The following is a 10,978-nucleotide window of genomic DNA, read 5'->3' as shown; positions in this document are numbered from 1 at the left end:
CCGCCGGAGGCTTCTTCTCTTTTTCGCCCTACGCCTTGGGCGTGGCGACGCCGCCGGCTTCGGCGAGTTCTTTGAGCGCGATGTCGAGCATGGCGGGCAGCCGGTCGGCGACGATGTCGGTGAGTTCGATGCTCATGTTCTTGAAATCGTAGGGTTCCATGCCGATGACCACGGTTTCGGGCCGTTTGCCGACGAGTTCGCAGTAGATGAGGGTATCGACGAGGTCGGACTGGTGCATGGAGTCCTTGAAGGCCAGGGATTTGCGCAGATCCTCGCCAGTGAACCGGTAGATGGTGCCGGGCTGGTCGCCGCCGAGCACGGCGTCGAGGACGATGCAGTAGTCGCTGTCCATGAGCGGCTGCATGAGCCGCATGCCGAGGTTTCCGCCGTCCATGAGGGTGACGTTGTCGGAGAAATCGTAGGTTTCCAGCAGGCGTTCCACGGCGCGCACGCCGACGCCTTCGTCGGCGTAGAGGATGTTGCCGACGCCGAGGATGAGGATTTTGCGGCTGGAGTCGGTCATGGGTGCTCCTTGAAAAAGGGAGAACCCGGCCGGGGCCGGGTTCTCCAAGGATAGGCTTGGGGTTGCGGGTTAGACAACCTTGAACTTGAGGATTTCGTTGGTCTCGGGTTCGATGACGTGCACGCCGCAGGCGATGCAGGGATCGAAGGCGTGGACCGTGCGCAGGATTTCGACGGGGCGCTTGGGATCGGCGATGGGAGTGCCGATCAGCGCTTCCTCGACCGGGCTCTTGTCGCCCGCGGCGCCGCGGGGGCCGAGGTTCCAGGTGGAGGGCACGACGAGCTGGAAGTTGTCGATCTTCTTGTCCTTGATGCGGATCCAGTGGGACAGCGCGCCGCGAGGGGCGTCGCACAGGCCCACGCCCTTGGATTCGCCGGGCATTTCCCACTTGGCGCACAAGGTGTTGTCCTTGGCGGAGCTGTCGGCGAATTCCTTGATCCAGGTTTCCATCTTGGCGGCGACGATGGCGGTCTCGATGCCGCGGGCGGCGGTGCGGCCCAGGGTCGAGTGCAGGGCCGTGGCCGGGACGGAGAGCTTGGTCAGGACGGTGTCGATGATCTTTTTGAACTCGGGCTGTCCCTTGGCGTAAGCCAGGAAGCACCGGGCCAGGGGACCGACTTCCATGGCCTTGCCCTTGTAGCGGGGGGCCTTCATCCAGGAGTAGTGGTCCTTGTCGTCGAGCTTGGTGTACTTGGGATCGGTGACGCCGTCGTAGGGGTGCAGGCCGTCGGCGCCGGGCTTGTACCAGGAGTACTTGACGTCTTCGTAGATGGCGCCGAGATCGACCTTGTCCACCTTGCCGAGGTCGCGGTTCATGATGACGCCGGCCGGGAAGAACGACGACTCCATGTGCTTTTCGGGGGTGCTTTCGTCGGTGGCGAACTCGCCGAAGGCCATGTAGTTGGTGCAGCCGCCGATGCCGCCCCAATCCTTGTAGAAGCCGGCCACGGCCAGCAGATCGGGGATGTAGACGTCATTGACGAACTTGCAGACTTCCTGGGTCAGTGACAGGTAGTTGGCCAGGGCGTCCTTGGACATGGCGTTGTAGTTGGAGCAACCGCCCACGACGGTGAACTGGGTGTGGGGGTTCTTGCCGCCGAGAATGGCCATGGCGCTGGCCGCCTTGACCTGCATGTGCAGGGCTTCCAGGTAGTGGGCGGTGGCGATGAGATCGACTTCGGGCGGCAGGTAGTAGGCTTTGTGGCCGCCGAGGAAGTAGGCGTTGGTGAAGATGCCGAGCTGTCCGGTTTCCACGAAGGCTTTCAGTTTGTCCTGAACGGCCTTGAGGCTTTCGGCGGAGTTGCCGGGGCGGGCCGGGGCGATGGTTTCGGCCAGCTTGGCGGCCTTGACCGGATCGGCCTTGAGCGCGTTGGTCACGTCCACCCAGTCCAGGGCGTGGAGGTGATAGAAGTGGACCAGGTGGTCATGGAGATACTGGGAGGCCATGACCAGGTTGCGCATCATGCGGGCGTTGGCCGGGATGTTGACCTTGACGGCGTCGTCGACGCAGCGGGTCGAGGCCAGGCCGTGCACGTAGGTGCACACGCCGCAGGCGCGCTGGGTGAAGTGCTGGGCGTCGCGAGGATCGCGGCCTTTGAGGATGATTTCCAGGCCGCGGAAGAGTTGCGAGGAACTCCAGGCGTCCTTGACTTTGCCGTTTTCCACTTCGACCATGATCCGCAGGTGACCTTCGATGCGGGTGATGGGATCGACCACAATGGGGCCGGTGAAGGTCGATTGCGGCGTGGGTTTGCTCTCAGCCATATGCTTCCTCCGTCACGAAAACGTTCGGTGCTGGTGTGTTGTCCGGTGGTCCCTTTGCCGAGGCGGGGGGGTTAGCCCTGCTCGTAGAAGGGGGTCATGGTGTCCCAGAAGTCCGGCTCGCTGCAGCCGATGCAGGGGTGGCCGGCCTTGACGGGCCAGTTGACCTGGTTGAACAGGACCTTGGGACAGTTGTTGTAGGTGACCGGACCCTTGCAGCCGAGTTCGTAGAGGCAGTAGCCCTTTTTCGCTTCCTCGGAGTCAAAGGAGGGGGCGAATTCGGAGTTCTCGAAGTGCTTGAGGCGTTCGCAGTTGTCGTGGACAAGCTCGCCGAAGAAGATCTTCGGGCGGCCGTTGGAATCAAGCTCGGGGATGCCCTTTTCCAGGACATGGACCACGGCGCCGATGAAATTGATGGGGTTGGGCGGGCAGCCGGCGATGTTGATGGTGGCCAGGCCGGTGGCCTCGGTGACGCTGATGGACTGGCTCGGGTTGGGCTTGGCCTTCTGGATGCCGCCGTAGGCGGCGCAGGTGCCGATGCAGATGACGCCCTTGGCCTTGGGGGCCAGCTTCTTGGTGGTGGCGAGCATCGGATGGCCGGAAACCATGCCCCAGTTGCCGCCGTCGATGGTGGGCAAGCCGCCTTCGACCACGAGGTAGAAGCCGTCGGGGGATTCCACGGCCTTGTGCAGCGCGTCCTCGGCGGCGTCGCCGGCGGCGGCCATGATGGTCTCCTGGTAATCCAGGGAGATGGTGTCCAGGATCAGCGAATCAATGAACGGTTTGATGGTGCGCAGCGCCGCTTCGGTGCAACCGGTGCACTCGGCGTTGTGCAGCCACACGACCGACGGCCGGCGTTTGGCCGTCAGCGCCTGCGCTACCTTGGGCGCGAACGCGGGACCCATGCCCATGGCCGCGGCCACGGCGGCGCAGAATTTCATGAAGTCGCGGCGGGAGACGCCGTTTCGCTCAAGCCGTTTTTCCGCATCATCCCTGCCAAGACCCACGGAAAAGTTCATAAACGTCCTCCTTGGTTTTACGAAGGGGCACGACCCCGACGACTGATGGAGGCGTCCAGGCCGTGTTGCATCGTTCCCTCGCTTCGGCGCCTGCCGGGCGCGACGGCCAAGCCGCGCCGTCCGGACTGGCGGCATATGCCTATGCCGCTGCCTAGTTAGTGTTCCCTTTGGCAGTTCATCACGAAATGGTTGTGACGTCAATGGGGAATGGTAAATTTTTCACGTGATTCGAGGGTGTTACGAGCTATCTGCCCTGGAAGAAGTTCTGGATATGAATAAAAAAATACTGGCCATTAAGTGTTATTGTTTTGATAAAAGTATGCTCAAGTTTCTTCAGCGCACGGCTTTCACAAGGCCGCGGATGTCGGCCAGCGGCAGGTTTTCGCCGCGCGCCAGCCGGGCCAGCAGGATCAGCTCCGGCCGGTACTCGAAGTGCATGAGGTCAAACTCCGACCACTTGCCGCCCCAGATGAACCCCTCGGCTTCGAAAGCCGCGACGATGGCAACCGGGAAGGCCTGGCGCGTGGCCAACATGTTCGTGCCGCGCGGCAGATTGCGCCAGTATGGGTTGCCCTTGGGGCTGACGTCCACGGCGGCGGCGAAGGCATGCACGGACAATCTGCGCGTGCCGGCGATGACCCGCCAGACCACGCCGCCCGAGGCCGGAAGCAGATGGCGGCGCAAGGACGAATCGGCGGTTGTCATCTGGCCGAGCCGGGCCGAAACCCGGGCAAAGGCCTCGGCCGCGCCGAAGCGCGTGTTAAAGGCCATGGTCTGGCCCAGGAACGAGACGGGGCGGCAGTTGGCCGTCACCTGCTGCTTGTCGTGGCCATAAAGCGCCAGGAATAGCGGCTCGACGCGCCGCCGTCCCGGGGAAAAACCCTGGGCCGGCTCGGCCGTCACCGGCCCTAGGGCGTACGGTTCGGCCAGCATGTCCTTGATGTCGGGATGATCGAGCAATTCCTCGGGCGATTTGGCCCGGCCGTCGTCATAGGGTAAACGCGTACCGTCGTTGAGGACAACGGTGGTCCGGCCGGCCGCATCGACTTCGATGGCGGTCACAAGGCCCGGATAGGCGGTGGCCAGGACGGCCAGATCGCGGGCGGCCTTGGCGGAAAGGGTCTGGGCCGAGGCCGGGGCGGCCAGGGCGGCAAGCAGCAGCGCGGCGAGCCAGAAGGCGCGCAAAGGGCGAATGGACATGGCGGGTCTCCTCACGTTTGGGGCAGGCATACGGCGGCCCGGCGTGGAAGTGAAGTCCAAAGCGTCGGGCGGACGAGCTGGGTTGGCGCGGCGCAAGCCAAAAGCGAGGAGGCTGCCGGTTCGGCAGAAACGGACCAGGAGCCGGCGGGAGCAGCGGGATAGGGAAGGGCGGGGCAAGCGAAGACAGCCGGCAGTTTAGCCCGAAAATGCGGCTGCGGGAGGCGGTCAGCCGGCTTTCTTGCGGCAAAAAAGCGACAGCAGCCAGCGCACCCGGGCGCACGCCGGGGCTTCGGCGGCCAGGGCCGCCTCTGGGCAGTCCAGCAACTCCGGGCGCAGGCGCAGGACGGAGCGCACGGCCAGTTCGGCCCCGTAGCCGGTGAGCGCGGCGCACTGGACCATGTGGGCGCTTGCGTCGTTTTTCACATGCTTGGTCAGCACCCGGCAGCACGACGACTTGTGGCGTTCGGTGAAGGCCTGGTGGACGGCGGCGGACTCCAGGCGCACGCCGGCCCGGGAGGCGGCATGGTCGCCCCGGGCGCACAGGACGCCGATGGCGGCGCAGGCCCCGGCCACGGCCCCGCACAGGCAGCCCTGGTCGCCCAAGCCGGCGGTGAGTCCGGCGGCCATGCCCACGGCCTGGTCCTCGCTTATGGGCGAGCCAAAGGTCTCGTTGACGGCCACCAGGATGGCCTCGGCGCACAGGAGCTTGCGGTGGGTGAAAAGCTTGGACGCCTTGTCGGCCACGCCAAGGGCCAGGGCGTCGATACGGGCGGTGTCGGAAAATGGCGCGTTCATAGTTTCTTCTACCGGTTGCGGGCGGTGTGGACAAGCAAGGGGGTGGTCGGCCGAAGGAGGGGGGCTGTGCCTGCCGCTGCTTTTCCCGGGGCTCCCGGCTGGCCGCAGGGTTTGACCCCCCGGAGCATCCCCTTGCCAGGGGGACCGGGGGGGATGATCCCCCCCCGGTGGGGCGCGGGGCAACGCCCCGCGTTGGCGTCCTTACTTCACGGCTTCGACGGGGTAGGCCGCGCCCTTCCAGGCGAAGATGCCGCCGGGGTAGCGCACGACGTTTTTGTAGCCGAGCTTTTGAGCCCAGACCGCGCCGTTGTGGCTGCGGGTGCATTTGACGAAGCCGCAGTAGACCACGATGGTCTTGTTCTTGTCCGGGCCAAGCAGCTTTTCGTAGTCGGCCTCGGTCTTGCCGCCGGTTTCCTTGGCGTCCCAGGTCGTCATGTCGGGAATGGGGAAGACGAAGCTGACCGCGCCGGGGACGTGTTCCTTTTTGAAGCTGTCCTCAAAGGGCATGGTGTCCACGATGACCATGGGCTTTTTCTCGTCCATCCACTTCTTGAGTTCCTCGGTGGTCACCAGGCCGTAGCCGGCCTTCTGGGTGTCGCGCACGAGTTTGACGGCTTCTTTTTCCTTGGCGGCTTCGTCCTCGAATTTGTCGGCCAGGGCGGGAACGGCCAGGGCCAGGACGGCGGCCAGGGCCAGGATCAGTTTGCAGGCGCGCATGAAGACTCCTTGGGGGTTGCGGGTTGGCGGATGGGGCGGGCGGTTGCGGCCGGCCCGCCAGGCCAGGCAGTAGGCGACTCCGGCCAGCATGACGAGATCACGCCACAGCGTCGGCCACAGGCCGTGGTACACTTCGCCCTCGACGTCGCCCGGGCCGTAGCAGCCGCAGTCGATGTCCAGGCCCTGGCGGATGGCGTTGACGATGACGGCGATAAACAGCAGGAGCAGTCCGCCAATGACGGCCAGTCCGCCGGGGAGGTCAAAAAGCAGCAGCAGGCCGCCGACGATCTCCAATACCGGCATGGCGGCGGCCACGGGTTTGACGAGGTCGGTGGGCAGTACGCCAAAGGCCTTGATGGTCAGGACAAAGGATCGTTGATCGGCGAGCTTGAACACGCCGGCCACGATGAAGGCCACGGCCAGGGCGGCACGCACGGCTCGGTACATCCACAGCGAGGTGAGAAGGGCGGCGATATGTCGCATGTCGGTCAACCGTCTGGAGAATTTAATTCCAACGGCTTACCATGCCGCAGCGGCAGCGACAAATACGGAAGTTCGATGCCTTTGCCGGCAACACATCGACAAACGTGATGCGTTCGTTTGGCCGGGGTCCTCGCCAAACAAGATCGGCCGATCCTGTGGACCGGCCGATCTTGTGAGGCGCGTATTCGCGCGGCTAAACGCTTGTATTGTGATGTGCCGCCGCGCAGGTGAACGGCCAGCCCCCTTTACCCCTTCTTCATTTGGGGGGTCCGGGGGCCTCAGGCCCCCGGCCGCCGGAGGCACTCTTCCCTCTTCCCTTTACTGCGCCGCAGGCGCGACGACTTCGATTTCCTCGCCTTTTTGTTCCGGCTTGGGCGCGTCTTTCTTGACCGGGATGCGCAGCACCGTGCCCGGGCGGATGTTGTCGGGTTCGATGTCGGGGTTGGCGGCGATGACGTCGCGGGAGCGCGCACCGTGGGCGTTGGCCACCTTGGACAGGATTTCGCCTTCCTTGACGGTGTATTCGATGTACTGGCCGGGGAGCAACGGGGGGGCGGGCTTTTTGGGGGGCTTATCGCCGCTTTTGCCGGGCAGCTTGATGGACGCGTCGGCCTTGAGGTTTTTATCGGTCAGGCCCGGGTTGGCGGCCTCGATGGCGGCGACGGTCGTGCCCTGTTTTTTGGCGATGCGCTCCAGGCTGTCGCCTTTCTTGACGCGGTAGCTGCCCTCGCCCGAGGCCGGGGCGGCGGCTTCAGCCGGGGCCTTGGCGGTCTGGCCCAGGCTTGGTTGGGTCTTGGCCGAGGCTTCGGTCAGGGGGGCGTAGAAATAGAACACGCGGCCGGCGTTGCCGCCAAGGTCACGGCGGTGGCCGATAAAGACCGCGCCGGGCCAGTTCCAGGTGGAGACTTCGTAGGGGTGGCCGGTGGCGTCGGTCTTGCGGCGGGTGGCGTCGGGCGGTCCGTATTTGGCGACCAAGCCCTTTTCCAGGGCCTCGGAGGCTCCGGGGGCGTCGTAGCCGATTTCGGCGTGGTAGAACTGGTCCTTGAAAAAGGAATAGGTGACGTTTTTGAGCGGCATGCCGCCGAGTTCTTTTTTCTCGCCGGCGCGTTCGCCGTGGATGATGTCGCCATCGCGGTCGATGGGCTTGAGGTCGGCCAGGGACGAGGCCGGCGCGCCCCAGACCACACCCCGGAAGTCGGCGGGTTTTTTGTCGGGTTCGGCGGCCAGGGCCGGGCCGGCGGCCAGGGTCATGGACAGGGCCAGGGGCGCGAGCAGCGCGGCAAGGCGTCTGATGGGCATGAGACTTCGGTCCTCCATTGGCGTTGGGGACAGTCTACGCCGAAGCGCCTCTCCCGTACAGTCCCGACGCCATTGGCGGGCGGGGGCGGAAATGGCTTGGCGCGCGGCCTCCCTTTGACTTTCCCGCCCGGGCTGGTAGGAGACTGGGCACGAGGCTTTCATGAGCGAATACATCGAACATTCCCCATCGGGAACCAGCGTCGGCCGGGTGGAAAAGCGGTTTTTCACGGTGGCCGAAGCCGACAGCCCGCTGACGGTCGAATCCGGGCGCGCCCTGGGGCCGGTGGTCCTGGCCTACGAGACCTGCGGCCAGTTAAACGAACGGGCCGACAACGCCGTGCTCGTGCTCCATGCACTCACCGGCGATTCCCACGCCGCCGGCTACTACGAGCCCGGCGACGCCAAACCCGGCTGGTGGGACATCATGATCGGCCCGGGCAAGCCCATCGACACCGACCGCTACTACGTCATCTGCTCCAACGTCATCGGCGGTTGCATGGGATCCACGGGGCCTTCCTCGCTTGATCCGGCCACGGGCCAGCCCTATGGCCTGACCTTTCCGGTCATCACCATCGGCGACATGGTGCGGGCGCAAAAGCGGCTGGTCGAACACCTGGGCGTGACGAAACTCTTAAGCGTGGTCGGCGGCTCGATGGGCGGGATGCAGGCCCTGGAATGGTCGGTGCGCTACCCGGACATGGTGCGCACGGCCGTGCCCCTGGCCACCACCACCAAGCATTCGGCCCTGGCCATCGCCTTTAACGAGGTCGCCCGGCAGGCCATCATGGCCGACCCCAACTGGAACGGCGGCAACTACTACGACGGCGTGCCGCCGGCCCACGGCCTGGCCGTTGGCCGGATGATCGGGCATATCACCTATCTGTCCGACGAAGCCATGCGCCAGAAGTTCGACCGCCGGCTCCAGGACCGCTGCGAGAACTCCTTTGTCCTGGAGGAGCCCGATTTCCAGGTGGAATCCTACCTGCGCTACCAGGGCCAGAAGTTCGTGGACCGCTTCGACGCCAATTCCTTTCTCTACATCACCAAGGCGGCGGATTATTTCAATTTGGAGGCCAGCCACGGCTGCGGCTCGGCCGTGGCCGCCTTTGCCAAGGCCAAGTGCCGCTATCTGGTGGCCTCCTTTTCCTCGGACTGGCTTTATCCCACCTACCAGTCCCGGGCCATGGTCCAGGCCATGAAGAAAAACGGCCTGGACGTAAGCTTCGTGGAGCTGGAGGCCAAGTGGGGGCATGACGCCTTTTTGCTGCCAAACGCCCGCCTTTCGGGCATGATCGCCCGCTTCCTGGACCGGGCTTTGGTCGACGCCGCCAAGGAGGACGCCCGTGCGTTATGACCTGTCCATCATCGCCTCCTGGATCGAGCCCGGCTCGAAAGTCCTGGATCTCGGCTGCGGCTCGGGGGATCTGCTCCATATCCTGTCGGTGGACAAGGGCGTGCGCGGCACGGGCATCGAGCGGGAAGAGGGCAAGGTCAGCCAGGGCATCGAGAAGGGACTGTCGATTCTGCACGGGGACATCAACGAGGAAGTGGCCGACTATCCCGACGGCCATTTCGACTACGTGATCCTCTCGCAGACCTTGCAGCAGGTCTACGAGCCGGCCCGGCTCATCCGCGAGATGCTGCGGGTGGGCAAGCGCGGCATCGTGAGCTTCCCCAATTTCGCCTATTACCGCATCCGGGGGCAGCTGCTGTTTCGCGGCCGGGCCCCGGTGTCGCGGGAGCTGCCCTACGAGTGGTACGACACGCCCAACATCCGGGTCATCACCATCCGGGACTTTCGGCGTTTTTGCCGCAAGGAAGGCTTTGCCATCGAACGCGAGACAGCGGTGAGCACGCCGCACCACCACGAGAAGGGCGCGGTGGTGACCTTTTTGCCGAACCTGCTGGCCACCTACGGCATGTTTATGCTGTCCCGGCGGGGGGCGTAGGGCTGGAGTCTGGCAGGAGTCCCGACGGCAGGCGGGGGCAAAATCCGTTGCCGCGCCGCTTCGCCATCGGATAGGATGCGGGCATGGACGTTTTCTCCCCAATGCTGGACATCCTGCCGCAGGCCCAGCGCCGGCTGTGGCCGGAACTTGACGCCACCCCCGGGCAGTTCACCCTCTACGGCGGCACGGCCCTGGCACTGCGCCTGGGGCACCGCGTTTCGGTTGATTTCGACTTTTTTTCCAATGAGCCTTTTGACCCCAGGCGGCTCGCCCGGGACGTACCGTATCTGCTGGACGCCGAACAGGTGCAGGTTGCGGCCAACACCCTGACCTGCCGGGTGGATCGCGGCGGGCCGGTGCTGGTTTCGTTTTTTGGCGCACTTGGTCTCGGACAGGTCGCGCCAAGGCAGCAGGCCCTGGGGAGCAAGGTCTGGGCCGCCTCCCTGGCGGACATCGCCGGAACCAAAGTCGCGGTGGTGCAGCAACGGGCCGAGGCCAAGGACTACCGCGACATCGACACCTTGCTGCGCCATGGACTCGACTTGGCCACGGCCCTGGCCGCCGGACGGGTCGTGTACGGCGCAAGCTTCAATCCCCTGATTTCGCTTAAGGCGCTCAGCTATTTCGACGATGTGCCGACCTTGCCGGAGGACGTGCGCGCACGTTTGCGCGCCGCCGTGGCCGGTGTGGACCCTGGGCGGCTGCCGGTGCTCGCGCCTTTCAAGCCAAGGCCCGGGCCCGAGTCGGAGTCCCGCCCATGAAGCCGCTGCCCGAAACCCCGGAATTGCTGGAGGTGGCCCGGCGCGTGGTCTGGTTCAAGGAGCCGGCCGAAGCCCTGGCCGATCCCAGGCATTTCCTGGCCCATGTCATGACCTATGGCGGCATTGAGGATTTGCGCCGTCTGGAAGGGCTGGTCGGGCCGCAGGAATACCGCGAGGCCCTGGATAACGCTCCGCCAGGCGTTTTTGACGTCCGCTCCTGGGCCTATTGGCATTTGCGCTACGGGCGTCGTCCCGCACCGCCCCTGCCGACCCGGGGCGGGCGGTTTTCCGCCGAACCGGCCGCGTCCGAGTCCGGTTGCGCCCCGGACGGCGCGCCGGTTCCGACCGGGACGGCCTCAGGCGCGTAACGCCTATTCTACAACATGACGACAGTTGTGTTGTAGAAATAGACAATTGAATCAATGGGTTGTTTGCCATTTGCTTTTGTTTGAGAAATGGCATTGGCATGAC

Annotated in this window: 11 protein-coding genes and 1 pseudogene; 4 read left to right on the top strand and 8 right to left on the bottom strand. The window is 64.9% G+C overall.

Annotation, left to right across the window (positions count from 1 at the left end; genetic code table 11):
* Nucleotides 1-28: 28 nt before the first annotated feature.
* The 8 genes and pseudogenes from C3Y92_RS14005 to C3Y92_RS13975 form a co-directional block, all read right to left on the bottom strand.
* Complete coding sequence (locus C3Y92_RS14005) at nucleotides 29-523, bottom strand: HyaD/HybD family hydrogenase maturation endopeptidase (RefSeq protein ID WP_129353527.1); 495 nt, start codon at nucleotides 521-523, stop codon at nucleotides 29-31.
* A gap of 69 nt (nucleotides 524-592) precedes the next feature.
* Complete coding sequence (locus C3Y92_RS14000; RefSeq protein WP_129353525.1) at nucleotides 593-2,287, bottom strand: nickel-dependent hydrogenase large subunit; 1,695 nt, start codon at nucleotides 2,285-2,287, stop codon at nucleotides 593-595.
* Between the two features lie 71 nt (nucleotides 2,288-2,358).
* Entirely contained in the window at nucleotides 2,359-3,303 is a 945-nt protein-coding gene (locus C3Y92_RS13995) for a hydrogenase small subunit (protein WP_129353523.1), read from the bottom strand.
* 333 nt (nucleotides 3,304-3,636) lie between these two features.
* Nucleotides 3,637-4,503, bottom strand: a complete 867-nt coding sequence (locus tag C3Y92_RS13990) for a M15 family metallopeptidase (RefSeq protein WP_129353521.1) — start codon at nucleotides 4,501-4,503, stop codon at nucleotides 3,637-3,639.
* 225 nt (nucleotides 4,504-4,728) lie between these two features.
* A complete protein-coding gene (locus tag C3Y92_RS13985; protein ID WP_129353519.1) occupies nucleotides 4,729-5,298 on the bottom strand; it encodes a C-GCAxxG-C-C family (seleno)protein in 570 nt (189 codons plus the stop codon).
* A 201-nt stretch (nucleotides 5,299-5,499) separates the two neighbouring features.
* Nucleotides 5,500-6,015 (bottom strand): rhodanese-like domain-containing protein, encoded by a 516-nt coding sequence (locus tag C3Y92_RS21510; RefSeq protein WP_235669707.1) that lies wholly within the window; start codon nucleotides 6,013-6,015, stop codon nucleotides 5,500-5,502.
* 75 nt (nucleotides 6,016-6,090) lie between these two features.
* A pseudogene (locus tag C3Y92_RS21505) lies at nucleotides 6,091-6,462 on the bottom strand (MauE/DoxX family redox-associated membrane protein); the annotation flags it as partial.
* A gap of 354 nt (nucleotides 6,463-6,816) precedes the next feature.
* Nucleotides 6,817-7,797 (bottom strand): lytic transglycosylase, encoded by a 981-nt coding sequence (locus C3Y92_RS13975; RefSeq protein ID WP_129353515.1) that lies wholly within the window; start codon nucleotides 7,795-7,797, stop codon nucleotides 6,817-6,819.
* Nucleotides 7,798-7,957: 160 nt separating this feature from the next.
* Here C3Y92_RS13975 and metX point away from each other — a divergent pair, with 160 nt between their 5' ends.
* The 4 genes from metX (at nucleotide 7,958) to C3Y92_RS13955 (ending at nucleotide 10,875) form a co-directional block, all read left to right on the top strand.
* The gene (metX, locus tag C3Y92_RS13970) at nucleotides 7,958-9,151 is read left to right on the top strand and encodes a homoserine O-acetyltransferase MetX (RefSeq protein WP_129353513.1); all 1,194 of its coding nucleotides are present in this window, start codon (nucleotides 7,958-7,960) and stop codon (nucleotides 9,149-9,151) included.
* Nucleotides 9,141-9,746, top strand: a complete 606-nt coding sequence (gene metW / locus C3Y92_RS13965) for a methionine biosynthesis protein MetW (RefSeq protein ID WP_129353511.1) — start codon at nucleotides 9,141-9,143, stop codon at nucleotides 9,744-9,746. Before metX ends, metW begins: the two co-directional genes overlap by 11 nt.
* Before the next feature lie 83 nt (nucleotides 9,747-9,829).
* Nucleotides 9,830-10,507: a nucleotidyl transferase AbiEii/AbiGii toxin family protein gene (locus C3Y92_RS13960; RefSeq protein ID WP_129353509.1), complete on the top strand. Its 678-nt coding sequence runs from the start codon at nucleotides 9,830-9,832 to the stop codon at nucleotides 10,505-10,507.
* Entirely contained in the window at nucleotides 10,504-10,875 is a 372-nt protein-coding gene (locus tag C3Y92_RS13955) for a hypothetical protein (RefSeq protein ID WP_129353507.1), read from the top strand. The genes C3Y92_RS13960 and C3Y92_RS13955 overlap by 4 nt, the downstream gene beginning before the upstream one ends.
* The last annotated feature ends 103 nt before the right edge of the window (nucleotides 10,876-10,978 follow it).

Source organism: Solidesulfovibrio carbinolicus, from assembly GCF_004135975.1.
GTDB classification, from domain to species: domain Bacteria; phylum Desulfobacterota; class Desulfovibrionia; order Desulfovibrionales; family Desulfovibrionaceae; genus Solidesulfovibrio; species Solidesulfovibrio carbinolicus.
This window is presented reverse-complemented; position numbering and strand designations above follow the sequence as displayed.

Coding starts and splice junctions, on each gene's coding strand:
- C3Y92_RS14005 (WP_129353527.1), bottom strand. CDS start 523: ATGACCGACTCCAGCCGCAAAATCCTCATCCTCGGCGTCGGCAACATC.
- C3Y92_RS14000 (WP_129353525.1), bottom strand. CDS start 2,287: ATGGCTGAGAGCAAACCCACGCCGCAATCGACCTTCACCGGCCCCATT.
- C3Y92_RS13995 (WP_129353523.1), bottom strand. CDS start 3,303: ATGAACTTTTCCGTGGGTCTTGGCAGGGATGATGCGGAAAAACGGCTT.
- C3Y92_RS13990 (WP_129353521.1), bottom strand. CDS start 4,503: ATGTCCATTCGCCCTTTGCGCGCCTTCTGGCTCGCCGCGCTGCTGCTT.
- C3Y92_RS13985 (WP_129353519.1), bottom strand. CDS start 5,298: ATGAACGCGCCATTTTCCGACACCGCCCGTATCGACGCCCTGGCCCTT.
- C3Y92_RS21510 (WP_235669707.1), bottom strand. CDS start 6,015: ATGCGCGCCTGCAAACTGATCCTGGCCCTGGCCGCCGTCCTGGCCCTG.
- C3Y92_RS13975 (WP_129353515.1), bottom strand. CDS start 7,797: ATGCCCATCAGACGCCTTGCCGCGCTGCTCGCGCCCCTGGCCCTGTCC.
- metX (WP_129353513.1), top strand. CDS start 7,958: ATGAGCGAATACATCGAACATTCCCCATCGGGAACCAGCGTCGGCCGG.
- C3Y92_RS13960 (WP_129353509.1), top strand. CDS start 9,830: ATGGACGTTTTCTCCCCAATGCTGGACATCCTGCCGCAGGCCCAGCGC.
- C3Y92_RS13955 (WP_129353507.1), top strand. CDS start 10,504: ATGAAGCCGCTGCCCGAAACCCCGGAATTGCTGGAGGTGGCCCGGCGC.